The sequence below is a fragment of the Vulcanococcus sp. Clear-D1 genome (genome assembly GCF_014654725.1).
Taxonomy (GTDB): domain Bacteria; phylum Cyanobacteriota; class Cyanobacteriia; order PCC-6307; family Cyanobiaceae; genus Vulcanococcus.
The window spans coordinates 65,052-88,732 of record NZ_JACVZV010000018.1 but is presented as its reverse complement, the minus strand read 5'-3'; the positions used below and the strand labels follow the sequence as shown (position 1 = coordinate 88,732).

General features: G+C 67.0%; 29 protein-coding genes. 13 read left to right on the top strand and 16 right to left on the bottom strand.

All coding sequences use genetic code 11. From position 1 onward, the window contains the following. Positions 1–153: 153 nt before the first annotated feature. A complete protein-coding gene (locus H9532_RS07295) occupies positions 154–438 on the bottom strand; it encodes a galactose oxidase (protein ID WP_296367002.1) in 285 nt (94 codons plus the stop codon). Between the two features lie 607 nt (positions 439–1,045). Here H9532_RS07295 and H9532_RS07290 point away from each other — a divergent pair. Beyond that, on the top strand, positions 1,046–1,354 hold the full coding sequence (locus H9532_RS07290) for a hypothetical protein (RefSeq protein WP_296367000.1): 309 nt from the start codon (positions 1,046–1,048) through the stop codon (positions 1,352–1,354). Between the two features lie 78 nt (positions 1,355–1,432). Here H9532_RS07290 and H9532_RS07285 read toward each other — a convergent pair whose 3' ends face one another. From H9532_RS07285 to H9532_RS07265, 5 genes are all read right to left on the bottom strand, one after another. Continuing rightward, on the bottom strand, positions 1,433–2,401 hold the full coding sequence (locus tag H9532_RS07285; protein WP_296366998.1) for an RAD52 family DNA repair protein: 969 nt from the start codon (positions 2,399–2,401) through the stop codon (positions 1,433–1,435). A 79-nt stretch (positions 2,402–2,480) separates the two neighbouring features. After that, the gene (locus tag H9532_RS07280) at positions 2,481–3,098 is read right to left on the bottom strand and encodes a siphovirus Gp157 family protein (protein WP_296366996.1); all 618 of its coding nucleotides are present in this window, start codon (positions 3,096–3,098) and stop codon (positions 2,481–2,483) included. Between the two features lie 49 nt (positions 3,099–3,147). After that, positions 3,148–3,669, bottom strand: coding sequence for an SLOG family protein (locus H9532_RS07275; RefSeq protein ID WP_296366994.1), 522 nt, complete (start codon positions 3,667–3,669; stop codon positions 3,148–3,150). A gap of 1,191 nt (positions 3,670–4,860) precedes the next feature. Continuing rightward, positions 4,861–5,097: a hypothetical protein gene (locus H9532_RS07270; protein WP_296366993.1), complete on the bottom strand. Its 237-nt coding sequence runs from the start codon at positions 5,095–5,097 to the stop codon at positions 4,861–4,863. 43 nt (positions 5,098–5,140) lie between these two features. After that, a complete protein-coding gene (locus H9532_RS07265; protein WP_366664542.1) occupies positions 5,141–5,353 on the bottom strand; it encodes a hypothetical protein in 213 nt (70 codons plus the stop codon). A 143-nt stretch (positions 5,354–5,496) separates the two neighbouring features. Between H9532_RS07265 and H9532_RS07260 the strand changes: the two genes are divergently transcribed. The 3 genes from H9532_RS07260 to H9532_RS07250 all read left to right on the top strand — a co-directional run bounded on the left by H9532_RS07260 (position 5,497) and on the right by H9532_RS07250 (position 6,918). After that, positions 5,497–6,021, top strand: coding sequence for an AbrB family transcriptional regulator (locus H9532_RS07260; RefSeq protein ID WP_296366989.1), 525 nt, complete (start codon positions 5,497–5,499; stop codon positions 6,019–6,021). Positions 6,022–6,089: 68 nt separating this feature from the next. After that, positions 6,090–6,509 (top strand): DUF6554 family protein, encoded by a 420-nt coding sequence (locus H9532_RS07255; RefSeq protein WP_296366987.1) that lies wholly within the window; start codon positions 6,090–6,092, stop codon positions 6,507–6,509. A 55-nt stretch (positions 6,510–6,564) separates the two neighbouring features. Then, the gene (locus H9532_RS07250; protein ID WP_296366985.1) at positions 6,565–6,918 is read left to right on the top strand and encodes a hypothetical protein; all 354 of its coding nucleotides are present in this window, start codon (positions 6,565–6,567) and stop codon (positions 6,916–6,918) included. Here H9532_RS07250 and H9532_RS07245 read toward each other — a convergent pair. Further along, positions 6,866–8,419 carry a DEAD/DEAH box helicase gene (locus H9532_RS07245; RefSeq protein ID WP_296367452.1) on the bottom strand — a complete coding sequence of 518 codons (1,554 nt, stop codon included), beginning with the start codon at positions 8,417–8,419 and terminating at the stop codon, positions 6,866–6,868. The genes H9532_RS07250 and H9532_RS07245 overlap by 53 nt on opposite strands. Positions 8,420–8,641: 222 nt before the next feature. Here H9532_RS07245 and H9532_RS07240 point away from each other — a divergent pair, with 222 nt between their 5' ends. After that, positions 8,642–9,016, top strand: coding sequence for an HNH endonuclease (locus H9532_RS07240; protein WP_296366983.1), 375 nt, complete (start codon positions 8,642–8,644; stop codon positions 9,014–9,016). A 19-nt stretch (positions 9,017–9,035) separates the two neighbouring features. Here the strand turns inward: H9532_RS07240 and H9532_RS07235 are convergent, their stop codons facing one another. Further along, positions 9,036–9,245: a hypothetical protein gene (locus H9532_RS07235; RefSeq protein WP_296366981.1), complete on the bottom strand. Its 210-nt coding sequence runs from the start codon at positions 9,243–9,245 to the stop codon at positions 9,036–9,038. Positions 9,246–9,277: 32 nt separating this feature from the next. Between H9532_RS07235 and H9532_RS07230 the strand changes: the two genes are divergently transcribed. Continuing rightward, positions 9,278–10,192, top strand: coding sequence for an NAD-dependent epimerase/dehydratase family protein (locus tag H9532_RS07230; RefSeq protein WP_296366979.1), 915 nt, complete (start codon positions 9,278–9,280; stop codon positions 10,190–10,192). A gap of 5 nt (positions 10,193–10,197) precedes the next feature. On the opposite strand, the gene H9532_RS07225 is transcribed toward H9532_RS07230, so the two are convergent. After that, the gene (locus H9532_RS07225) at positions 10,198–10,356 is read right to left on the bottom strand and encodes a hypothetical protein (RefSeq protein WP_296366977.1); all 159 of its coding nucleotides are present in this window, start codon (positions 10,354–10,356) and stop codon (positions 10,198–10,200) included. Between H9532_RS07225 and pdxA the strand changes: the two genes are divergently transcribed. Next, the gene (gene pdxA / locus H9532_RS07220) at positions 10,355–11,374 is read left to right on the top strand and encodes a 4-hydroxythreonine-4-phosphate dehydrogenase PdxA (RefSeq protein WP_296366974.1); all 1,020 of its coding nucleotides are present in this window, start codon (positions 10,355–10,357) and stop codon (positions 11,372–11,374) included. The genes H9532_RS07225 and pdxA overlap by 2 nt on opposite strands. Here pdxA and accB read toward each other — a convergent pair. Both accB and efp read right to left on the bottom strand, forming a co-directional pair. Beyond that, positions 11,371–11,841 (bottom strand): acetyl-CoA carboxylase biotin carboxyl carrier protein, encoded by a 471-nt coding sequence (gene accB / locus H9532_RS07215; RefSeq protein WP_296366972.1) that lies wholly within the window; start codon positions 11,839–11,841, stop codon positions 11,371–11,373. The genes pdxA and accB overlap by 4 nt on opposite strands. A 5-nt stretch (positions 11,842–11,846) precedes the next feature. Then, entirely contained in the window at positions 11,847–12,407 is a 561-nt protein-coding gene (gene efp / locus H9532_RS07210) for an elongation factor P (RefSeq protein WP_296366971.1), read from the bottom strand. A 67-nt stretch (positions 12,408–12,474) separates the two neighbouring features. Here efp and H9532_RS07205 point away from each other — a divergent pair, with 67 nt between their 5' ends. After that, positions 12,475–13,548 carry a peptidylprolyl isomerase gene (locus H9532_RS07205; RefSeq protein WP_296366969.1) on the top strand — a complete coding sequence of 358 codons (1,074 nt, stop codon included), beginning with the start codon at positions 12,475–12,477 and terminating at the stop codon, positions 13,546–13,548. 4 nt (positions 13,549–13,552) lie between these two features. After that, on the top strand, positions 13,553–14,536 hold the full coding sequence (thiL, locus tag H9532_RS07200) for a thiamine-phosphate kinase (RefSeq protein ID WP_296366966.1): 984 nt from the start codon (positions 13,553–13,555) through the stop codon (positions 14,534–14,536). Between the two features lie 101 nt (positions 14,537–14,637). Here thiL and gap read toward each other — a convergent pair whose 3' ends face one another. Further along, entirely contained in the window at positions 14,638–15,660 is a 1,023-nt protein-coding gene (gap, locus tag H9532_RS07195; RefSeq protein ID WP_296366965.1) for a type I glyceraldehyde-3-phosphate dehydrogenase, read from the bottom strand. Positions 15,661–15,852: 192 nt separating this feature from the next. On the opposite strand from gap, the gene murC reads away from it, so the two are divergent. Genes murC through H9532_RS07180 form a run of 3 tightly spaced genes read left to right on the top strand, consistent with a single transcriptional unit; the run spans position 15,853 to position 18,597 of the window. Continuing rightward, positions 15,853–17,295: a UDP-N-acetylmuramate--L-alanine ligase gene (gene murC / locus H9532_RS07190; protein ID WP_296367449.1), complete on the top strand. Its 1,443-nt coding sequence runs from the start codon at positions 15,853–15,855 to the stop codon at positions 17,293–17,295. Beyond that, positions 17,292–18,209 carry a UDP-N-acetylmuramate dehydrogenase gene (murB, locus tag H9532_RS07185; RefSeq protein ID WP_296366964.1) on the top strand — a complete coding sequence of 306 codons (918 nt, stop codon included), beginning with the start codon at positions 17,292–17,294 and terminating at the stop codon, positions 18,207–18,209. The genes murC and murB overlap by 4 nt, the downstream gene beginning before the upstream one ends. Before the next feature lie 49 nt (positions 18,210–18,258). After that, complete coding sequence (locus H9532_RS07180) at positions 18,259–18,597, top strand: YbaB/EbfC family nucleoid-associated protein (protein WP_010312646.1); 339 nt, start codon at positions 18,259–18,261, stop codon at positions 18,595–18,597. Positions 18,598–18,606: 9 nt separating this feature from the next. Here H9532_RS07180 and rsgA read toward each other — a convergent pair whose 3' ends face one another. From rsgA to grpE, 4 genes are read right to left on the bottom strand one after another with little or no spacing between them, the layout of a single operon-like run. Continuing rightward, positions 18,607–19,620 carry a ribosome small subunit-dependent GTPase A gene (gene rsgA, locus H9532_RS07175; protein ID WP_296366962.1) on the bottom strand — a complete coding sequence of 338 codons (1,014 nt, stop codon included), beginning with the start codon at positions 19,618–19,620 and terminating at the stop codon, positions 18,607–18,609. After that, the gene (locus tag H9532_RS07170) at positions 19,613–19,849 is read right to left on the bottom strand and encodes a sulfurtransferase TusA family protein (RefSeq protein ID WP_296366960.1); all 237 of its coding nucleotides are present in this window, start codon (positions 19,847–19,849) and stop codon (positions 19,613–19,615) included. Before H9532_RS07170 ends, rsgA begins: the two co-directional genes overlap by 8 nt. 7 nt (positions 19,850–19,856) lie before the next feature. Next, positions 19,857–20,987 carry a molecular chaperone DnaJ gene (gene dnaJ, locus H9532_RS07165; protein ID WP_296366959.1) on the bottom strand — a complete coding sequence of 377 codons (1,131 nt, stop codon included), beginning with the start codon at positions 20,985–20,987 and terminating at the stop codon, positions 19,857–19,859. A 3-nt stretch (positions 20,988–20,990) separates the two neighbouring features. After that, positions 20,991–21,668 (bottom strand): nucleotide exchange factor GrpE, encoded by a 678-nt coding sequence (gene grpE / locus H9532_RS07160; RefSeq protein WP_296366956.1) that lies wholly within the window; start codon positions 21,666–21,668, stop codon positions 20,991–20,993. A 95-nt stretch (positions 21,669–21,763) separates the two neighbouring features. Between grpE and H9532_RS07155 the strand changes: the two genes are divergently transcribed. Then, complete coding sequence (locus H9532_RS07155) at positions 21,764–23,599, top strand: GspE/PulE family protein (protein WP_296366954.1); 1,836 nt, start codon at positions 21,764–21,766, stop codon at positions 23,597–23,599. Positions 23,600–23,681 lie beyond the last annotated feature (82 nt).

The window sequence follows — 23,681 nt, the reverse complement described above, 5'->3', positions numbered from 1 at the left end:
GCGGTGCGCAAGCCGGGGCAGGCCGGGTGGCGTGATCGCCAGCCCCGTGGCCTGCCCACCATGACCGCCGCCTGCCTGACGCACCTCGTCTGATGGACCGATGCAGGCCAGCCGGCCCAGCCGGGTTTCGGTGTCCTCGTCGTCCATGGCAGATCAAGCCACGTCCGGAGCCCTGCCCGCCTGGCGGGCCATGTCGTCGGTCCAACCTTGGCAGCAGCTGGTGAGGTGCTCCCCGTGGGCGATCAAGCCCTGGTGCAGCTGGCAGGTGAGCAGCGGGATGCAGTTCACGCCCGCTTGGTGCTGGAACCAGTGGCAAGTCATGCAGACCTTGTGGCTCCGTGCCTGCTCCAGCACCTCCTGGTCGAGGAACGGCCACTCCTCAGTAGGGAGATCGATCCGATCGGCTGGCCCTATCGGGCGGGGACGATGAAGCGCCATCAGCGACTCCATAGAAGTACAAGCGTACTAGCAAGGGGCCGGGCAACGGAGTCACGCCGGGGTCCGCCCAGGCCTGAGCGAGGCGCAAGGCGATGCGGGCAGCCTGTTTTTCGACTGGCACAAGCCCTTATTGAGAACGAGTGAGAACCGTTGCCGCGCAGGGGCTCTCAATTTCAGGTTTGGCTGCAGGTTGTGGCGGTTCTCGGGATGCCCAACCGCGAAGCTCTCGGAGCCAGATCACCAGGGGGCGATCCTAGGGCTGACCACCAAATGTGGCAAGACGTAAAGGCGCTGGACGCTACCCGTGGTGTTGGGCTCCAAAACCCGGTGTTAGACCTTGATGTCCGCGGGGCCGGCCTTTCGGAACGAGAAAGGCCGGGGGGAGTTGGAGCCCTCTGCTTCTACCCATGCGGGCCCTTGTTCATGACTCTGCAGTCAGCCCATGGCTAGTGATTCCGGGCCTTCCACGCCGCCCGACCAGTCCATTTCCTTCCGCCCCTCGCTCTGTGGACAGCGATCGAGTGAAGACGCGGCGCACCGCTCGGCATCCCCAAGGGTGCGGCTGTGGTGCAGCACCAGCCCCCTCGCTTGAAGAGGACAACCAGCGATGGCGGTGCAACCAACCCGAGCTTTTCTCCACGAGGTGGTGACCAGCGCGACCGGTCCTGACGGGACGTTGTACGTCGTGGGGTACGTCTTTGATGCAGACCACGACAGGCATCTGGTCTTTGCCACCAGCGCCAACTTTGAGGATCCCAGGGTTCTGCCGTTGATGAAGGGCCAGGAGATCAACCTGACTTGTGGGAGTCCATGCCTGGAGGTGCTGCCGCTGAGTCAACAGAGTGAGGAAGTCCAGCATCACGTAGCTGAGCAACTCTCCCAGCTTTCGATCGAGTCCTTGATCTGCATTCGCTGAGCTCACGGTGGTCAGGTGATGCGATGAGGCCCCACTCCAGGTGGAGCTGTGACGGGGCCATCCATGCGCTTCCGGTCACTACTGCTGCTCGACTTGGCGCACATCTCGGTGCGACACAAGGAAGGCCTCAATCCAGTCGTGGTGGCACTTCTGATTGATCCGATCGGCGATCGTCACCGCCTCCTCGGGCACCTGGAACCGCTTGCGGAAGGCCCGGGTGAGGCTCTCCAGCCGAGGGCGGGGCAGGGCCCGCAGGCTGCTGTGGAGGCGCTGGATCGTGTCGGCATCGAGGGCCTGCTGGCCGGGATCGACCAGGGCCGGGGATGCAGTGGTGGGGGAGGGAGCGCCAGCCGCCGCCCGGCTCACGTAAGGCTGCTGCCCACCTGGCCGCTGCGCTCCCTCTCCCTGACCTGCTGCGCTGCTGACCTGCCTCTGCGCCTTGTCGTACAAGGCGAGGCCAAACGGGTTCCCAAAGGTCATCAGTGCCCGCTTCATGGCGTCGGTTTCGGCCTCCTTGAGGGCGGATTCATGGGCCTGGCCCAGGTCCACATCGATGCCGTGGCCGGCGCCGCTGCCCTCCCGAACCAGGGGCGTCAGGCTTCCGGCGGTAACGGTGACGCGCACGCGGGCGGTGTAGGTGACGCCCCAACCGGGCTTCTGATCCCGGCCGATCATGCGTTCGGCTTGGGCGACGCAACGGACGGCGATGGTCTGACGCTGCCAGCCATCGAAGCCAAAGATGCGGTTGGCTTCCGCGATCACCTGCCAACCCTCGAGATAGCTCACGCGGCTGCGTCCCTGCTCGCGCTGACGGACGTTGGCCCGATCGAGCGGGGCGGAGAGGGCGGCGAGCTGCTCGGGGGAGAAGCCAGGGGGATGAACCGGGACGGCGGCCGACGTGGCTTCCGGCGCGGCTGGAGGGAGCGCCTCGGCGCGGTCAGTTGAGCGGATCAGCTCCAGGGCCGATGGCGGCCTCTGGCTTGGTCGAGGAGGAGCGGGGCGGCTGGTGGTGCTGGCCCCGTTGGCAGAAGGAGCGGCGACGGTCATGGCGATGGAAGCAATGGTGTGAGGAGGAGAGGGCCCCGGCTGCAGCACCGGAACCCCACTTGCGGGCGGCCTGTGGCCGTCAGCAGATGCGCCAGGAGCGACGGGAGAGGAGCTGGGCACCGGTGATCTGCTCGCCGGCCTTCAGCGCTGCCTTGATGGCGGTCTTATCGGCCTGGAAGGTGGTCTTGACCGTGAGCCATTCGGGGTCGAGGAGCGCCTCGTTCTCGATGGCGACGGCGGTGGAGCGGGTGCTGCGCAGCTCGTGATTGGGGAACGAGAAGCGGGTGGCGGAGGGCTGCAGCCGAGTGAGCACCAGCACCAGCGATTCCTCCAAGGCATCGGCCCGACTGCCATCGGAACGCGACAGCTCGGTGAGTCGCTTGGCCTGCTGCTGGCGGTAAGTGGCCTGGCCGCGCAGGTGCTCGATCACCCAGCAAGTGGCATCGGCCTTGGCTGCGAGGGCCTGCTTGTTGCCCTCCTCGGCCAGCAGGGCGGCCTCCAGCTCGGCGAGCGCCTGGGACCGGGCGTCTTCGTCGTCGGCTTCCAGCTGCTGGGCCAGCTGGCCGATGGCAGTGGTGAGCTCCTGGGCCTCGATGCCCAGCTGCCAGAGGGAACCGGCGCGCTGCAGCGAGCAGGCGGGGCCTGCTGCTTGGGGGAGGGCCGGAGGGAGAGGAGCGGTGGTGGTGAGAACAGACATAAGGACGTGGATGAGGGTGGGAACGAGAAAGATGCGGGGCGTATGCCGATCAGGCGGCGAAGGGCTCCGGCGAGAACGGCGGCGGCACTTCCATCACCACCACCGGCACCGGCGAACGGACTGAGCAGCGCCGGGCCTGCTGCACCAGCGAGGCCGTGCCCGCACCACCGGGGAAGGCGATCACCAGCACCGAGGCGCTGAACGCTGGGGAGGTGCGGGCCTGGGCCTCCACCAGCGCCCGCTCCAGCAGACGCCGATTGCGGATGGGGCCGGCGGAGCGGCCATAGCGGCGCCACTCGGCGGCAAGGGCCTGGACCCGCCAACCGAGCTGATGGGCGGCACGCCCGATGGCCTGATCGGCACCACGGGCACCGCCATGCACCAGCAGATGGACGGCGCGACCACCGCTGCGCTGGAGCAGGGCGGAGGCGATGCGCTCTTGAGGCCAGACGAGATCACGGCCACCGGCAGCGACAATGACAACCGAGCGATGCGCCAGCACCGGCGACGGCAGGAGACCGGGAAGCGGCAATGCAGCGGCCTGGGCCACTGCAGCAGAGAACAAGCTCATGGGCTACAGAGCAAACGAACAGGGCAAGTTGCCCGAAGATTTCATTGCCGCAGGCGATGGGCTCGTGGCCTTTGGCGCAGCCTTTATTCTACCAGTACAAACGCACTGCAAGGGGACCAAAAAGGCTGCGGCGCAGTGGATCTACGCAAAGCGAGACCATACTGGGACGAGCTTGGAGGCTGATAAGCAAGTCCGCCAAATTCAGCACTGAATGCCCAGCTGGCCGCGCAGCCGCGCGAGGGGGCTTAGGACCTCATTCCAGCCCCATCAACGCGGGCAAACGCCCGGCCACCGCAGCCGCGGGAGAGCGGCCCTGCCCGCCACCCCCGCACCGGCCCCGGAGCGGAGGGCGGAGGCGGCTGGCCGATGCACGCCACGGTGCAGCCGTGGCACGCTGAAGGACGGCCGTCGCCGACCGGACGCACTGCTGAAACCACAGGGGCCGCGACGCTTGTTATTCCATGCCTTCGATCTTTCGACCACGCTGGATTCAACTTTCAGATCCTGCTTCTACCTCGCGGACTTGGCGAAGGATTGCCTTGGGCAAAGGAATGCTGGGTTCGCATAAAGAGAACGTCCTTCGCAGAGCAGCCCGCGCCCCTTTGCCCTGCCTCCGCCGGCTCCAACCTGCGCCCTCTCACAGCAGGGGAGAAGGCCAGAAGCTTCTCACAGACCTTCTCACATCCAAGCCTGAAGGAATACGAGACTCACTGCAGCACGGGCAGTTTGCTCAACTAGCCAAGAAGCTTCCCAAGCTGAACGTCGCCGGTTCGAGCCCGGTCACCCGCTTGCCAACAACAACCCATCGTCGTCCGAAGTCGATCTAATCCGCATCGATTCGGGCAGGACGAATCGAACGATGGAAATCAGTTGCGGGGTTTGATCAGCTGCAGCACCTGTGGGCCAACGCTACCGGCCCGGCGCTCGCAATCGAGTGACTGAAGAATCAATCGTGCTGCCGTCTCAATCTCCCCTGAGGCTGCGGCCAGCTCAGCCGCAGCGGCGTGCCGACCCGCCTCTTTCAAAAGGTCTTCGCGGCGAGCGGCAGGTGCCGGAGCCTGACGTGTCGCTTGCATGCGTCGACTTTGGCGTGAATCGATGTTAACGGGCGTGGTGCAAATCCAAGCAACACGCCCATGCCGATCACGGAATCACAACAGTGATGGAGCGCAGGCTTGATGGCCTGAACGATCAGGTGCCGGGCTCTTCGCGGTTGCCGCCGAGGGCATCGATCTGATCGCGCAGCTGGGCGACCCGTTGTTGATCACCGCGGGTGATCGCCACCGCCAGAGCAAACTCCAGCTTTTCAAGCTGGTGACCACCTTCGGCATAACCGCGGTTCTGGCAGGCCGGTGAGCCAGCGGCCTTGCCGTTGGAGCTGGTTAAAGCGGTAGCTGGAGCGGTGCGATGGCTGTTGGAGAAGGCCATGGTTCGCTTTCTTTCCATTGTGGCACCGCTGCCAAGTCACTGCTCAGGCAGCCTGCGGATGCTCGTCCTCGTGCTGGGCGGCGCTGGGTTCCTCCTCCAGCAAACTGCGGCAATCGGCCAACAAGCTGGCCACCCGATCCAGGCGCAGCAGATCATCGGGATCCGGCTCAGGCTCAGCCGCAACCCGATCCAGCTGCAGCTCCAGCGCGGCGAGACGCTGCTCCAGCTTCACCAGACGCTGGGACAGCGCCGACACGGTTTGCGCCAGATCTTCCGTGGATCGTGTGATCCGGAATGACACCGATTCAGCCGCCATGCTGCGCAGTCCAGGAGATCCGATCTCAACACACAAGCCTTCTGCCAGCCAGCAGACTTGGCCTGTTCCCGCAGCTGGCTGCCATGAGCTCACCCCTGCAGCTGCTCGCCTATCTGGTGGCCGGCCTGGGTGGAGGACTGCTGGCCCTGCGCACGGGCATCCCCGCCGCGCCCTTGGCAGGCGCCCTGCTGGGCGCTGGCCTGCTGAGCCTCAGCGGCCGATTGGAGGCCGCCAGCTGGCCCCCTGGCACCCGCACCGCCCTTGAAATTGGAATCGGCACGGTGATCGGCACCAGCCTCACCGCCACCGCCCTGAGCGAACTGAGGCAGTTGTGGAAGCCGGCCATCTTGATCACCCTCACCCTGGTGGTGGCAGGGTTGCTGGTGGGCTTCTGCTGCAGCCGCTTATTGGGCCTAGATCCGCTGGTGGCGCTGCTGGGGGCAGCCCCAGGCGGCATCAGCGGCATGAGCCTGGCCGGGGATGAGTTCGGCGTGGGTGCGCCGGTGGCGGTGCTCCATGCCGTACGCCTGATCACCGTGCTGCTGGTTCTGCCGGTGGCGATGCGGCTGCTGCTGGCCAGTGGCATCACGCCACCCCCCTCGGGCTGAAGCGGCGAGCGCCCCTGGATCGGTTTACAGGAGCCCGATACCTTGGGCCCCACTACCCGTCACGGTTCATGCTGCGCTCAACGCTCGACAGGGTTCTGCCGGCCCTGGCCCTCACCACGGCGATCGTGAGCGCTCTGCCGGCGGCCAGGGCCGCTGAGAACCCTTCAGGCCCCGCCGGCAAGGGAGCGCAGGTGTACTGCTTCATGCGCAACTCGGGCAACAACCATGAAGTGAGCTGGCTGGCCGCCTACGCGCTGATCAGGCGCCAGAGCGCCAGCCTGTTCAAGACCTCGCCTGAGCACGCCGCGGTGATGATCACAGAGGCTGTGGTTCAGAACCCGGGCACCTTCCCCGACTGCGGCAAATATCTCGGTGATCTCTATGCGAGCGCAGCTCAGGAGCAACAACAACAGCAGCGCGAAGCCGCCAGCGGCGGCAACAGCAGCACCGAAGGCGGCGCAACCCGCAGCGAGCGCTACGCCTATTAAACGGGCCGCCCTGGGTTCCGCCGCAGCCCTGGCACTGGCGCTGATGGGGGGTTGCGTGAGCGCCCCGAGTGATCCCAGCAGCACGCTGCCCGGCCTGGGCGACTGCCTCAGGCAGGTGGAGATCAAGCGCCTGAAAAAAGCGCTCAACCGCTGCGATGGCGTGGTGGAGGCCCACCCCCAGCAACCGCAGCCCCGCAACGAGCGGGCGCTGCTGCACAGCCTGGCGGGCGACAACCAAGCCGCCTGCCGCGACAGCCTGGCGGCCGAAAAGCTGCTCAAGCAAGTGCCCAAAACAGCGTCACCCGATCCCTTGCTGGTGGAGGAAATTCAGCTCAGGGCTCGAAGCTGCCGCACCCTCACCAACGCTCCAGCAGCTGGCGCACCATTACGGGCAGGCTCCGCCGGCTGAGCAGCTGCTCGATCCGAGCCGCTTTGCTGGCGATCAGATCATCCACCAACTGATCAGCCACGCCCAACTGCAACCAGTGACACTGCAGGCTGCCCTGCATGCCAATGCGGTGGCAGCGATCTTCCGCCTGCTCCGCATCACCCGGCGTCCAAGGACGCTCCAGCAACACCACATGGCGGGCGCGGTGCAGGGTGAATCCCAGGCCGCCCACCCCGAAGCTGGCGATCAGCAAGCGGGCCTCACCAGCTTGAAAGCGATCCACGATCGTCTGCCGTTCTGCTGGCGGCTGACGTCCCGTGAGCAACAGGCCGCCAAGCCGGTTGTGCAACAGCTCGGCCGCGGCCACAAACGCGCTAAACAGCACCACTGCTTCGCCTTGGTCCAGGAGACGCTGCACCAGGGCCGTGGCCGCCGGCAATTTGTATTCAGCGCTGATCTGCCGCAGTGCTGTGAACACCGCCAACACTTCGGCATCGCGTCGCACCAGACCTGCCTCAGCCCGGCGGCGGTAGTCGTCGATCTTGAGCTGAAGGCGATGCTGAAAACCGCGCCCTTCCGCCGCGTTGAGCTCCACCGGCACCAGCAACCGCTGCTTGGGCGGCAGATCCAGGCAATCCTGCTTGCGGCGATGCAGCACCAGCGGCCGGGTGAGGCGCTGCAGCTCCTCCAGATGGGTGGCGCCCATGGCCTGCCACTGACGCTTGCCGCCTCGCTCCAGCCAATGGCCCTGGCAGTAGCGCTCCTCAAAAGCGCGTTGATCGGCAGCCAGGGGATGACCAATGGCAGCCAGGAGCGGAAACAGCTGCACCGGCCGGCCGTTCTTCATGGGCGTACCGCTGAGCAACCACACCGCCCGCACCCGCGGATGGCGACTGAGGCGCAAAAAGGCCTGAGTGCGGCGGGCCTGGAGGTTCTGGGCGTAGTGGGCTTCGTCGGCGATCAGCACCGTGCCGGCCGGTGGCAATCCATCGGGCAAGCGCGCCCAGCTGAGCAGCTCCAGCTGCAGTTGCAGCGCCGAGGCCTCCTGCTGCCAATGGCGATGCAGACCGGCCGGCGCCACCACCACGATGCGACAGTCGGCCGCACGCACCATCGCCCGCGCGGCCGCGAGGGCCGTGAGCGTTTTCCCCAGGCCCATGGCATCGGCCAGCACGGCACCCCGCCGCGCCAGCAACCAACGGGCCGCGGCGCGCTGATGGGCAAACAACACACGCCCATCCGGCAGCGGCGCCTGCAGATCCGCACGCTGCACGAGGGTGCGATGGGGCGGCAGAGGCGGCAGGGGCTGCTCCAACCAAGCCAACCACTGCTGCAAAGCCGGGTCGACGGCAAAGCGGCCACCGAATTGGCGGCGCAGCACCGCCGCGGCCTCCAGCGGAAACTGCCAGCAGCCGCGCCGCGCCATCCACTGCCCGCGCGGCCGCACGGCCCTGAGCTGGGCCTGGGTGACGGCGTCGAAAGGCAGCTGCACCTCAATGCAACCCGAAGCGCCCAGACGGATCAGGCAACGGGGCGGCGCTTGTGACGATGCAGGCACGGGACGACGCGGCGTTGCGGGGCCGTGAACTCGCTCCGCGGAATCGTTCCATCGTCGCGCAGCGATGTTGATTCTAAAGAACGCTCAGCTGGATGCAAGAACCGTGATCAAGCGTCAAAACTGCATCGCTCGACACATTGACATCCCAGCCACCGCAGGCAAACTCTCTGCAACCGAGCCAAGCGGATGCACGCCAGGGATGCGGTTTTCCTTGAAGATCTGTGCCCCAAACTTCGCGTTCGACGCTGGAGGCAAAATCTCCACTCTTTTACACACAAGACCTGCATTTACTGCGGCAATCCATCTGAATCGATCGACCACGTGCTGCCGCAGAGCCGTGGCGGACTGAGCACCACCGAAAACTGCGTGCCGGCTTGCCTCGCCTGCAATGGCCGCAAAAGCGATGCCGACGCCTTCGAGTGGTACCGCCGCCAGCGGTTCTACGACCCCCGCCGCGCCATGGCGATTCGAGCCTGGACCGACGGCGACCTGCGCCTGGCGATGCGGCTGCTGCAGTGGGCCAGCCCAGGCCCTTCAGGCCTGGAACTGCAGGCGGCCTGAACCGCCTTGGCCACAGCGCTCACCAGATCCGGCAAGCCGCCGCACCGTTGTGGCGCTCGCAGATCTCCGCCTGAGCGCGCGGCTGCTCCGGTGCCAGCAGGGCGGCACCCAGCACCAGGCCCAGCACAGCGGGCAGCAACAGGCCACGGACACGCACCCGGGCGCGCCCATGGGCCACTGGCAGCGCATGGGCCACCGGCAAGGGAGTAGAGAAACAGGAAGCGGTCATCGCCGAATCCAAGCAGTGATACAGGTGTACTCATGACCTCCCGTGCTGTCAACCCGGGGGCCAGGGTGCTCGTGGTGGGCGGGGGCTACACCGGCAAGCGCTTCGCTCGCGCCGCCGCCGCCCGCGGCGCCCAGGTATGGCTCACGCACCGCCGCAGCAAGCCTGAGCAGACCATCGATCCGGACGCTGCAGCACTCCACTGGCTGCACTTCGACGCCGAAGCCCAGGCGATCCCGCCCCTGCCGGAGCAGCTCAGCCATGTCTTGATCACCCTGCCCCCCGATGCCTCGGGTTCTGACGCGGCCCTGCAGCACCTGCTGAAGCCCCTACGCCATCAGCCCCTGCACTGGCTGGGCTACCTCTCCACCACCGGCGTGTATGGCGACAGCCAGGGGGCCTGGGTGGATGAGCGCTCCCCGACCCAGCCCACGCTGCCCCGTAGCCAGGCCCGGCTGCAGTGCGAGCAGCGCTGGCTGAGCAGCGGTCTGCCGGTGCAAAGTTTCCGTTTACCGGCGATTTACGGCCCGGGGCGCTGTCCGTTTGAGCAGCTGCGCAGCGGCCAGGCGCGGCTGGTGCACAAGCCCGGCCAGGTGTTCTGCCGCATCCATGTGGACGACATCGTGGGGGCCCTGCTGCATGCCACGGATCAACCGGAGCAGCGCAGGCCCGCCGTGATCAACGTGAGCGATGACGCCCCCTGCCCATCGAGTGAAACGCTGGGGTACGCCGCGCGTCTGCTGGGCTGCAAACTGCCGGCTGTGCAGCGCTTCGAGGCGATCGCCCCGCAGATGAGCCCCATGGCCCTCAGCTTCTGGGCCGACAACCGCCGCGTTCGCAACCAGCTGCTCTGCACCGAACTCGGCTACCGCCTGCGCTACCCCAGCTACCGGGAAGGATTTGCCGCCAGCCTTGCGGAGGAGCAAGCGCCCAGCGCGAAGCGGGCGTGATGGAATCAGGTTTGCGGGTTGGGTTCCGCCTGGGCGTCCGGATCAGGCACAAACGGCACGCCCACATCGTGAAGCAGCCGGTTCCAGTGCAGCTCAACCCAACCGCTCTCCACCCCTTTCACCAGGCCGAAGGCGATCAGCAGCAACAACAACCAGCGCAGCATGCTCCACTCAGCCAGCCCCACGCACGCTAAGCGGGTTCGCCTGGCCGTCTCCCTTGGGGATCCGGCTGGGATCGGCGCCGAAGTGACGCTCAAGGCCCTGGCGCAGTGGCCTGCCGATCAACCGTCCCCTCTACTGGTGGGCTGCCGCCGCTGGCTGGAGCACACCTTCCAGCAGCTGAATGCATGCAGCTCGGCGCCCCTGGCCGACCCCGCCGAGCTGGAGGTGCTTGATCTCCCCTTGGAGCAACCGCTGGCACCGGGCCAAGCCGGCGCCGCCAGCGGCGACGCCAGCTTTCACTGGCTGAGCGCCGCTGTGGAGCAGGTGCAGAAGGGCTCCTGCAGCGCCTTGGTGACGGCACCGATCGCCAAGCACGCCTGGCACGCCGCCGGCCACCACTATCCAGGGCAAACCGAACGCCTGGCGGAGCTGTGCGGCGAGGCAGCGGCCTCGATGCTGTTCACCGCTCGCTCACCCCTGAGCGGCTGGCGCCTCAATACCCTGCTGGCCACCACCCATATCCCGCTGGCGGCTGTGCCACAGCAGCTGAGCGCCCCGCTCATCAGCCGCAAACTGGATGTGCTGCTGGCCTTCTGCCAACGCTTCCAGCCGCAACCACGGCTGGTGGTGGCTGGCCTGAATCCCCATGCCGGTGAAGCGGGGCAGCTGGGCCGCGAGGAGCTGGACTGGCTCATCCCCAGCCTGGAGCAGTGGCGGCAGCGGCATCCGCAGGTTGCACTGATCGGACCGCTTCCGCCCGATACCTGCTGGCTCGAGGCCGGCCTGGCCTGGCGAGGTGAGGAGGCCCAAGCCGCGGACGGCTACCTCGCCTTGTATCACGATCAGGGCCTAATCCCGGTGAAGATCCTGGCCTTTGATCAAGCCGTGAACACAAGCCTCGGCCTGCCGTTTCTGCGCACCTCACCCGATCACGGCACGGGCTTCAACATCGCCGGGCGGGGCATTGCCAGGGCAGCAAGCATGCGGGCTGCCCTCGACACGGCACTTGCGCTGGGTTAGCCCGGCTTCACGCGCATCAGCACCTGGCCGAACTCCACGGGGGTGCCGTTTTCCACAAGGATCTCCACCACCTCGCCACTCACTTCCGACTCCAGCTCGTTCATCAGCTTCATCGCCTCCAGGATGCAGACGGTCTGGCCAACGTTGATGCGGGCGCCGAGCTCCACGAAGGCCGGATCACCAGGGGAGGGAGCGCGATAGAAGGTGGCCACCATCGGCGCGGTGATCTCCACCAGGTCGCCGCGGACAGCGGGAGCGGCGGGCGGAGCCGCCGATGGCATGGCGGGAGCGGCCGCAGGGGCAGGCATGGCAGCAGGCGCGGCCTGCATCACCACCTGGGGCTGGCTGGCCGGCAGATTGCGCCGCAGCTCGAGGCGAAAGTCGTCGCCTTCGAGTTTGAGCTCCTGGATATCGCTCTCGCCGAGCAGAGCGATCAGCTCCCGCAGTTGGTTGTGATCGAGTTGCATGGCGCTCAGTTCTCGCGGCCGAGATAGCTGTCGGTGCGGGTGTCGATCTTGATCTTTTCGCCGATCGACAGGAACAGCGGCACCATCACCTGGGCGCCGGTTTCCACAATCGCGGGCTTGGTGCCGCCGGTGGCGGTGTCGCCCTTCACGCCGGGGTCGGTTTCGGTGATCTCCAACACCACCGAGTTGGGCAGTTCCACCTCAAGCGGCTTGCCGTTCCAATACACAACGTTCACCTCCATGCCTTCCTTGAGGTACTTGCGCTGATCGCCGATCTGCTTGGCGGTCAGGCGGGTTTCCTCGTAGGAGGCCATATCCATGAAGACGTAGTCGTCGCCTTCCATGTAGGTGTGCTGCAACACAGCCTTCTCCAGCTGCGCCTGGGGCACGGTTTCGCCGGCGCGGAAGGTTTTTTCCACCACGTTGCCGCTCTGCACCGCCTTGAGCTTGGTGCGCACGAACGCTGAGCCCTTACCGGGCTTCACATGCAGGAATTCAACGACGCGCCAGACCTGGCCATCGAGCTCAATCGTTGTGCCGGTGCGAAAGTCGTTGCTTGAGATCATTCCGGCAGAACGGGTCAGGCCGGATTGTACGGCTGTGCCAGAGTCCGGGCAGAAACGAGGCTGCAGCATGGATCTCAAGCGCTGGCTCCTGGCCTTGGTGGTGCTTCTGGGCCTCTGGGGCCCCATCAGCGCCGCCCCGGCCCACGCCGCTTTGCCCCCCGGCAACGCCGTGAAGGACCCCACCGCGATCCTGCGCAACGCCCTGCCGATCAATGCTCCAGATCTGCAGGAGCTGCAGCATCGCCTGGAGAGCACCAGCGACGACCTCCGCGCCAAACGCTGGAGCGCCCTCACCACGACGGCCCGCCGCAGCCAGACGCTGCTGAGCAGCAAGCGCGAGGCCATTCTCAAGAGCCTGCCCAGTGGCGACCAAGCCCAGGGCAACGCCCTGCTGGATCAGCTGGAGACGCAGCTGCAAGCGGTGGCCGCCGCGGCGGAGGTGAGCGATCGCGACAGCTTCCTGGAGGCCCGCCGCACGGCTCTGAGCACCATCGGCCAGCTGGAGGCCCTGCTGGTGGGCGATTTCCCCTTCGAGATCCCCGCTGAATTCGCCGATCTTCCTCGCCTGCTCGGCCGGGCCACGGTGAAGATCGAAACCACCCAGGGCACGCTCATCGCCGTGGTGGATGGCTACAACGCGCCGCTCACGGCCGGTGCCTTTGTGGATCTGGTGCAGAAGGGCTTCTATAACGGCTTGCCCTTCACCCGCGCCGAAGACTTCTACGTCCTGCAGACGGGCGATCCCAAGGGTCCGGAAACCGGCTACATCGACCCGAAAACAAAGGTTGAGCGCACGGTGCCGCTTGAGATCAAGGTGCCCGGGGAAGCCGCGCCCTTCTACAACGCCACCTTTGAAGATCTGGGTCAGTTCACGGCGCAGCCGGTGCTGCCCTTCGCCACCCTCGGCACCCTGGGCTGGGCCCATTCCGACCACGCCCTCAACGATGGATCGTCGCAGTTCTTCTTCTTCCTCTACGAAGCCGAACTGACCCCAGCGGGTCTCAACCTGGTGGATGGCCGCTACAGCGCCTTCGGCTATGTGGTGGACGGTTTTGATGTGCTCGAAGAACTCGGCATCGAAGACGGGATCGTGAAGGCGACGGTGATCGAAGGGGCCGAAAACCTCCAACCGCACGCCTGATCCCGTGCGGCTGCGCGACCTGGGCGAATGGGAGTTGCTGCGGCGCCTGGCCGCCTACGCCCCAGCCGGCCAGTTCAATGACGACGCCACCCTGTTGGAGGAGCGCAGCGGCCAGCAAATGGTGGTGAACACCGATGTGCTGGTGGAGGGCGTGCACTTCAGCGACGCCACCATCAGACCTAGGGATCTGGGCTGGCGCGCCGCGGCGGCGAACCTGTCGGATCTGGCGGCGATGGGCTGCACCGGCGTGGCCGGGATCACCGTGGCCCTGGTGGCCCCCGGCGACACGACCTGGAACTGGGTCGAGGGGGTGTATGCGGGGCTACGCGATGCACTGGAGCCCCACGGGGCCGTCATCCTGGGGGGCGACTGCAGCAGCGGCGCCGAGCGGCTGCTCTCGATCACCGCCCTGGGGCGCGTGGCCAACGGCACAGCGATCCGGCGGGGAGATGGGGCCCCGGGCGACTGGCTGGTGAGCAGCGGTCCCCATGGCCTCAGCCGCTTGGGGCTGGCGTTGTTGCTGGATGAGCTGGACGCTGCCCAGGTGAGCCCGGCGCTGCAGGAGCGCGCGATCCGCGCCCACCGCCGGCCCGTGCCGCGGCTGGATGCGGTGGCAGCCCTGCACAGCAGCCGCCCCAGCGGGTTGCCCTGGCGGGTGGGGGGCACCGATAGCAGCGATGGTCTGGCGGCGGCCGTGGGGGCGATTGCTGCCACCAGTGGCTGCGGAGCCCTGCTAGAGCGCAGCCAGCTGCCGATCGACCCCGAACTGGCTCAGCTGGAGCCCGGCGAGCGCTGGTGCCTTGGCGGGGGCGAGGATTTCGAGCTGGTGCTGGCGCTTCCGCCCAGCTGGGCCGAGGCGCTGCTCAAGGCACTGCCTGGCGCCCGATGCATTGGCAGCCTCGTGGAAGCGGAGCCAGGCCTGGTGTGCTGGCAGGAGAGTGGCGAACCGCTGGCAGCGGCGGCGCACGGTTTCAGCCATTTCCGCTGAAGCGGCACCAGCCGGCCCGGCCAGGCACAAAAAAAGCCGCCCTTGCAGGAGCGGCTAGAGCAGATCAGCCCAAGGCATTCAGCCCCGGGCCAAACGCCAACTCACTTCCAGTTCTTGGCCACGATCTCGGCCAGGTCGACCACGCGCTGGCTGTAGCCCCACTCGTTGTCGTACCAGCAGACGATCTTCACCATGTTGCCGCCCATCACCAGGGTGAGATCGGCGTCAACGATGGTGCTCTCGTCGGTACCGGCGTGGTCGCTGGAGACCAGGGGCAGATCGCAGTACTTGATGATCCCCTTCATGCCGTTCTCAGAAGCGGCCTTCAGCACGGCATTCACTTCCTCAGCGGTGGTGTCGCGACCGGTCTCGAACACCATGTCGCACACCGACACGTTGGGGGTGGGGACGCGCAGGGCGATGCCGCTGAGCTTGCCCTTCACCTCGGGGTACACCAGAGCCACGGCCTTGGCGGCGCCGGTGCTGGTGGGAACGATGTTCACGGCAGCGGCGCGGGCGCGGCGCAGGTCGCGGTGGGCGGCATCGAGGATGCGCTGGTCACCCGTGTAGCTGTGGGTGGTGGTCATCGTGCCCTTCACGATGCCGAAGGCCTGGTCGATCGTTTTCACGATCGGCGCCATGCAGTTGGTGGTGCAGCTGGCGTTGGACAGGATGTCCCAGTCTTCGTGGCGGTACTGGTCGGCGTTCACGCCCACCACGAAGGTGCCCACCTTGGCGCCCTTACCGGGGGCGGTGAGGATCACCTTCTTGGCACCGGCCTCGAAGTGCTTGCTGGCGCCCACGTCGTCGTTGAACACGCCGGTGGACTCGATCACCAGATCCACGCCCCACTCCTTCCAGGGGAGGTTGGCGGGGTTGCGGTCGTAGAAAGTTTTGATCGTCTTGCCGTTGACGACGATGGTGTCGTCGGTGGTGGTCACCTCTGCGTTGCGCAGGGGGCCGAGCATCGAGTCGTACTTGAGCAGGTGAGCGTTGGTGTACGTGTCACCTGAACCGTTGATGCCCACCAGCTCAATGCCGGTATTGGCTCCACGGCTGAGCCAGCAACGCATGAAGTTGCGACCGATACGGCCGAATCCATTGATCGCAACCTTGATGGTCATGGCATCGAGCGGGGAAGCCCGCTAGCAAGGGGGATTTGGCCGCCGATCATACAGAGATCATTGGGATGTCCCCATCTGGGGACATGGGTTTCAGAGCCTGGATCGAGGCTCTCAAATCCCTCTCAAACACACCGATCCGGGCAGACAAGGGGAACTTCCCGGCTTACCGTCTCCCAAGGCTTGGAGATGCCCTTGGCCCAACAGCTCGATCGCCGTCAACCCCTCCATTTCATTGGAGTCGGCGGCATCGGCATGTCGGCCATCGCCGGAATCCTGGCGGATCGGGGCTACCAAGTGAGTGGTTCCGACCCACGCGACAACGCTGTGCTGCAGGACCTGCGCAGCCGCGGTGTGCGGGTGTTCCGCGAACAGAGCGCCACCACCATCGCCGCGATCCGCAGCGGCACCTCCACCCAGCCGCTGGTCGTGGTGAGCTCCGCGGTACCCGCCACGAACCCTGAACTGCAGGAAGCCCGCCGGGCTGGGCTAGAGGTCGCCCACCGCTCAGATGTGCTGGCCGCCCTGATCGCCAGCCAGAGCTCCGTGGCCGTGGCCGGCAGCCACGGCAAAACCACCACCAGCACGCTGATCGCCAGTCTGCTGCACGCCACCGATCACGACCCCACTGCCGTGATCGGCGGTGTGGTGCCTGCCTTCGGCAGCAACGGCCGCAACGGCAAAGGCGCCCTGCTGGTGGCCGAGGCCGATGAATCCGATGGAACCCTGGTGAAGTTCCAGGCGTGGTTGGGGGTCATCACCAACCTGGAGCTCGATCACACCGATCACTACGCCGATCTGGCTGCCCTGATCGCCACGCTGCAGCGCTTCGGGCGCGGCTGCGAGCAACTGCTGGCCAACCGCGACTGCCCGATCCTCAGCCAGCAGTTCAACGCCAGCCACTGGTGGTCCACCAGCAGCACAGACGGCGTGGATTTCGCAGCCATTCCCGTGGAGCTCAGCGGTGACAGCACCCTGGCCGACTTCTACGAGCAGGGCACCTGCGTGGGTCGTTTCACGCTGCCGCTGCCCGGGCTGCACAACCTCAGCAACGCCACCGCGGCCATGGCCGCCTGCCGGCTGCATGGGGTGTCGTTTGTGGAGCTGCGCCAGGCGGTGGAGGGGCTGCAAGCCCCCGGTCGCCGCTTCGACTACCGCGGCACCTGGGCCGAGCGCCAAGTTGTGGATGACTACGCCCATCACCCCAGCGAAGTGGGCGCCACCCTGGCCACCGCCCGGCTGATGGTGAGCAGTGGCCGCAGCCCGCTGCCGGAGCCGCCCCAACGGGTGCTGGCGGTGTTCCAACCCCATCGCTACAGCCGCACCGCTGAATTTCTGGAGCCGTTCGCCGCGGCCCTGGGCCAGGCCGATGAGGTGTTGCTGGCCCCGCTGTACGCGGCCGGGGAAGCACCGATCGCCGGCATCTCCAGCCATGCGCTGGCCGCCGCCATCCAGCGCCTCAGGCCCGACCTGGCTGTAACGGTGGCCGACAGCCTTGATGAGCTGGCTGATGCGGTTGCGCATCGCAGCCTGCCGGGCGATCTGGTGCTGGCCATGGGCGCCGGCGATGTGAATGGGCTTTGGGGGCGCCTGCAGAACCGCGAAGACCCCCTCGCCACGTTTCCGTTAGCGGCATGACTCCCCCCACCCCACTCGGCCTGCGCCGCTCCGTGGAATTGGCGGAGTACACCACCTGGCGGGTGGGCGGTCCGGCCCAGTGGTTCGCTGAACCGGAGAGTGCTCTCCAGCTGCAGGCATTGCTCGCCTGGGCTCAGGCCGAAGCTCTGCCGGCGCTGGTGATCGGCGCCGGCTCCAACCTGCTGGTGAGCGATGCGGGCCTGGAGGGCCTCACCCTCTGCAACCGCCGCCTACAGGGCGCCGCCCTCGATCCCAGCACCGGCCTGATCGAAGCCCAGGCCGGCGAACCGATTCCAAGCCTGGCGCGCCGGGCCGCCCGGGCGGGCCTCTCCGGCCTGGAGTGGTCGGTGGGCATCCCCGGCACGGTGGGCGGCGCCGCCGTGATGAACGCCGGTGCCCAGGGGGGCTGCACCGCGGAGGTCCTAGAGAGCGTCACGGTGATTGAGCCCGAGAGGCCCAACCAGCCGTTCGAACTGCGCGCTGGCGAGCTCGACTTCGCCTACCGCCACAGCCGCCTGCAGGAGGAACCCCTGGTGGTGCTCTCGGCCCGCTTCCGGCTGCAGGCCGGCCACGATCCAGCCGAGATCAGCCGGCGCACCAGCACCAACCTGCACAGCCGCACCAGCACCCAGCCGTATCAGCAGCCCAGCTGCGGCAGCGTGTTCCGCAACCCCGAACCCAACAAGGCGGGCCAACTGATCGAGGCCCTGGGCTTGAAGGGCCTGAGCGTCGGCGGGGCCCAGGTGTCGCCGATCCACGCCAATTTCATCGTGAACACGGGCGCCGCCACCGCCGCAGAGATCGATCAACTGATCAGCGCTGTGCAGCAGCGCATCCAGGCCGCCCACGGCATCACCCTCCACACGGAAGTGAAGCGGTTGGGCCCCTTCGAGGGCATCGCCCTGGCGGCCTGAGGGCACCCGCAGCACCGCGTAACCTGCGCCCAACAGCACAGGCGCCGCGATGGCCGGTTTCGGACTTCCCAACTTCGGCCAGCTCACCGAGGCCTTCAAGAAGGCGCAGCAGATCCAACAGGATGCCGCCAAGCTCCAGGAGGAGCTCGATGCGATGGAGCTCGAAGGCACCAGCAGCTGCGGCCGCGCCAGCGTGTGGCTTTCCGGCAACCAGCAACCGCTGAAGGTGCGCCTCGATCCCGCCCTGCTGGCCGAAGGTGCTCCCGCCGCTGAAGCCGCCACCCTCGATGCCCTCAAGGCGGCCTATGAGCTCTCCACCGGCACGATGAAGCAGCGCATGGAAGAGCTCACCGGTGGGCTCAACCTCAACTTGCCCGGCCTGGGCTGAGCCCGGGGCTCACTCCGCCTCGTCGGGTTCGTTCTGGCGCTGGCGGCGCCGCGACACCTGGCGCAAGCGTTGATCCAGCAGCGGCTCGCGGCGACTGCCGCGCTGCTTGAGGCCAGCCGCTTCAACGCTGCGAGAACGATCCCGCAAGGCCTGAGCCTGCACAGTCTCCAGGCAGCTGATGTAGAGCGGATGGCGATCCCACTCAGCGCCCACGGCGCAGCCGGGATCCCCTTGGTGCAGGCAATTTTTGAATCGGCAAACGCCTCTCGAGAGCCGCTCACGGATTTCGGGAAAGAGCGGCCCCAGCTCCACCGGATCCGCCGGCAGATCCGGGCGGTTGAAACCTGGCGTATCGGCCAACAGCGCTCCTGGGGCAAGCGGGAACAGCTCCACATGCCGGGTGGTGTGGCGCCCGCGCTGGAGCCGGCCCGACACAGCGCTCACCCGCAGGGCCAGTTCGGGCACCAGGGCATTGATCAGGCTGCTCTTACCCACACCGGACGGACCGCAAAGCACCGCAATCCCAGGCCGAGTGAGACGCTCCCGCAGCGCAGCGATTCCCTCACCCTGCTGCGACGACACCAACAGCGGCTCATAGCCCCAGGCCTGCAAACGCTGGCGCCAGGCCAGTTGCTCGCTGGCGGGGAGCAGATCGGCCTTGGTGAGCACCAGCTCCACCGCCACGCCTGTGCGCTCAGCGGTGAGCAGGAAGCGGGTGAGCTGAAGGGGATCGAGCTGGGGCTGCTCCAGGGCCACCGCCACCACCACCCGGCTGCAGTTGGCCACCGCCGGCCGTTCGAGCAGGCTGCTGCGCGGCTCCAGGGCCGCCACGGCGCCGCGGCGCTCCGGCCAGTCGATGCCTTCGATCTGAACGCGATCGCCCACGCAGATCTGCTGGCCTGTTTTGCCCAGGCGGGTGCGGCGCACGCAGAGCAGGTGCTCAATGCCCTCGGGACCGGGTTGATCGAGCTGCACGCGGCAGAAGTTGGCCTCCAGGGCCATCACCCGCGCCGCCTCAGCCAAGGCGCTGGATCAGCAGGCGCACGCCACCGCCCTCCCCGGGTTGGCCTTCAACACGATGGCCGGCCTCACGCAACCCGGAGGCCACCATCTGCTCGGGTTCACCGGCATCGAGCTCCACCTGCAGCCAGGCGCCGAGCTCGAGCTTCTCCAGCGCCAGCTTGCTGCGGATGAAGTTGAGCGGGCAGGGGGTGCCGCGCAGATCCAGAACAGCTGTGGGGTCGGGGGTCACCAGCCGCTCAGCCGAACAAGCCGCCAAACAGGCCGCTCTTGTGGGGGTGCTTGTGGCCCTTAGCGGTGTGGTGGCCGGCCAACTGCTCCAGCAACTCCTTCTCCTCACGGTTGAGCTTGGTGGGCAGCTGCACCTTGATCGCGATCAGGTGATTGCCGCGCGCTACCGGATTGCCCAGCTTGGGCACCCCCTTGCCGGTGAGGGTGAGCACCGCACCCGGCTGGGTGCCAGCCGGAATCTCCAGCTGCTGGGCGCCATCCACGGTTTCCACCTCGATCGTGTCGCCGAGAATCGCCTGGAGGTAATTCACCACCACCTCGGAGTGGATGTTGATGCCGTCGCGCCGCAGCTGCGGATGCGATTGCACCGTAAGGAACACATACAGATCCCCCGGCGGACCGCCGCGCTGGCCGGCATTGCCTTCATTGGCCACCCGCAGGCGGGTGCCGCTGTCCACGCCGGCAGGGATGTTGATGCGCAGCTTCTTGCGCACCTGCTGCACGCCCTGGCCGCCACAGGCATTGCAGGGATCGGCAATCACCTGACCGCTGCCCTCGCAGGTGGGGCAAGGGGCCACCTGGGTGAAGCTGCCGAAGGGGGTGCGGGTGGCACGGCGCACCTGGCCAGCACCGCCGCAGGTGCCGCAACTGGTGGGACCGCTACCGCTCTTGGCACCGGAGCCGCTGCAGGTGCTGCAGGTTTCCAGGTGGCGGATCTGGATTTCTTTTTCCTTGCCGAACACCGCTTCGCAGAAGCTCACGGTGAGGTCGAAGCGCAGGTCATCGCCCTGACGCGGACCGCGGCGGCGGGCACCACCGGCGCCGGGGCCGCCCATGCCACCACCGCCGAAACCACTGAAGAAGGTTTCGAACAGATCGGCGAAGCCACCCATGTCGCCCATGTCGGGCATGCCGGCGCCGCCACCCAAACCCGCTTCACCGAACTGGTCGTAGCGGGCGCGGGTCTGGGGATCGCTCAGCACCTCATAGGCCCGGCCGATCTCTTTGAACTTGTCCTCGGCGCCTGGCTCTTTGTTGATATCCGGGTGGTACTGACGCGCCAGACGCCGGTAGGCCCGCTTGAGGGTATCGGCGTCGGAATCGCGGGCGACTCCCAGCAGGTCGTAGTAGTCGGCCATGGATCAGGCCTCGTGCTCGGCGGGCGCGCTTTCAGCCGGGGCAGCCTCGGAGCCGCTGGGACCAGGGCCCATCGACACCTTCACCAGAGCGTGACGCAACACACGGCCGTTGAGGTGGTAGCCACGCTGCAGCTCGGCGATCACCACATCTTCGATGTGCTCATCGCTGGGCTCCCGCAGCACGGCCTCATGCAGGTTGGGATCGAAGGGTTCGCCCTCCACGCGCATCGGCGACACGCCCAGCTGCTTAAACACATCCACCAGCTGCTTGTAGAGGCCCTGGTAGCTGCGGTGGATGGTCTGGGCCTCCTCGGCCTGGGGTTCGAGCTGTTGGCGGGCCCGCTCGAAGTTGTCCACCACCGGCAGGATTTCGCTCAGGGTGTTGCAGGCGATCTGCACGCGCAGATCGTCCTGATCGCGGCTCTGGCGCTTGCGGAAGTTGTCGAAGTCGGCGGCGATGCGCATGTATTGGCTGCGCACCGTTTCGTGCTCGGCCTTCAGAGCTTCCAGCTCCGCCTCCAGGTCACGCACCCGCTGCTCGGGATCAGCGCTAGCTGCAGGGGCCTCGGCCGCTGCCTCAGCTGCAGGGGCCTGATCCGCCGCCACCTCAGCAGAGGTGTCACCAGAGGTGTTGAGGGTGTCGGCGGATTCCTGGGGGAAGGGGGTCGCTTCGCCGCTCATGCTGACCGAACCGGAGATCTGATCTAGACATGTTGGTGTGAAGGGGCTCCCCCCCACAAGCGGCGGAAGCCCGCACCTCCCGTGCACAGCCGCTGATGACCCTGACCCCCACCAGGCCCGTGCCGGCCGCGGCCAGCGCTGATCAGCAACGGCTGGAGGTGGAACTGCTTCTGGGCGAGGCGGTGCTGACCCGCCAGGAGCTGCAAGCCGCTGGGGAAGAGCGCTGGCGATGGGCCCAAGCCTTACCTCAGGAGCGCTGCCACCAGCTGGGCTGCCTACCGGTGGCCCACAGCAACGGCGAAGTGGTCCTGGCGATCCCCAGCCACTGGGGTGCGGAGCAACGCCAGCATCTGCAGAAGATCGCCGCGGCCGCCTCGATCCCGATCAGCCTGCGCCTGGCCCTGCCGGATGAGCTGGAGGCCGCGCTCGAAACCGCTGCTGCCGCCGCCAGCCCACCTGCTCCCGAGCCCACACCGAAGCCAACCCCCAGCTCAGCGCCAGCCCGCCCGGCCGCAGCGGCCTCGCTCGTGGACGACCTGCAACTGGAAGAGACGCTGGAGGCCGCACCGGCCGAAGACTTTGATGATCTCGACGTGGAGTCGAGTCTCTCCGCCTCCAACGCCTCGCCAGTGGTGAGCTTGGTGGACCGGATCCTGGTGCAGGCCCTGCAGCGCAGCGCTAGCGACATCCACCTAGAACCCCAGGATGACGGCCTGCTGATCCGCCTGCGCCAGGACGGCGTGCTCGAGCAGCTCGACAAGCTGCCGAAGAACCTCACCCCCGCGGTGACCTCCCGCCTCAAGATCATGGCGGACCTGGACATCGCCGAGCGGCGCCTGCCCCAGGACGGCCGCATCCGGCGCCGCTATCAGGGGAAGTTGTTCGACCTACGCGTGAGCACCCTGCCCACCCGCTACGGCGAGAAGGTGTGCATGCGCCTGCTCGACAGCGGCGCCACCCACCTGGGCCTCGACAAGCTGATCACCGATCCGGTGGCCCTAGCCAGCGTGCGCGAGATGGGCGGCAAACCCTTCGGGATGCTGCTGGTAACGGGGCCCACCGGCTCGGGCAAAAGCACCACCCTCTATTCGCTGCTGGCGGAGCGCAACGATCCGGGCGTGAACATCTCCACGGTCGAAGACCCGATCGAATACACGCTCAAAGGCATCTCCCAGACCCAGGTGAACCGGGAGAAGGGCTACGACTTCGCCCTGGCCCTGCGGGCCTTCATGCGCCAGGACCCGGACGTGCTGCTGGTGGGTGAGACCCGCGACCAGGAAACCGCCAAAACCGCGATCGAGGCCGCCCTCACCGGCCACCTGGTGCTCACCACCCTGCACTGCAACGACGCGCCCAGCGCCATCGCCCGCCTGGCGGAGATGGGGGTGGAGCCGTTCATGGTGAGCGCCTCGCTGATGGGGATCGTGTCGCAACGGCTGGTGCGGCGGGTCTGCCCCGACTGCCGGCAGCCGTATCACCCGAGCGAGCAGGAGCTGGGCCGCTTCGGGCTGTTCGCCAGCAATGAACAAGCGATCACATTCTTCAAGGCCCGCCGCCACCAGGGCGATGGCGAGACGGTCTGCCCCACCTGCCAGGGCCTGGGCTATCGCGGCCGGGTAGGGGTCTACGAGGTGCTGCGCATCAACGAAATCCTGGCCACCGCCATCGCTCAACAGGCCAGCACCGATCGATTGCGCAAGCTGGCGATCGAGGCGGGCATGAAAACCCTGCTCGGCTACGGCCTCGATCTGGTGCGCCAGGGCCACACCACCCTCGAGGAGATCGAGCGCATGATCCTCACCGACTCCAGCCTGGAATCAGAGCGCAGGGCCAAGGCGCTGCACACGATCACCTGCGGCGGCTGCGGCGCCGGCATGCGCGATGAGTGGCTGGAGTGCCCCTACTGCCTCACACCACGAGGGCTCAGTTGAAGCAAGGGCCCATCCCGCAGCCGCGCCATTGCCGCCGCGATCCACCGCACCCACACTGACGGCAGGCAGGGCGAAGCAGCGG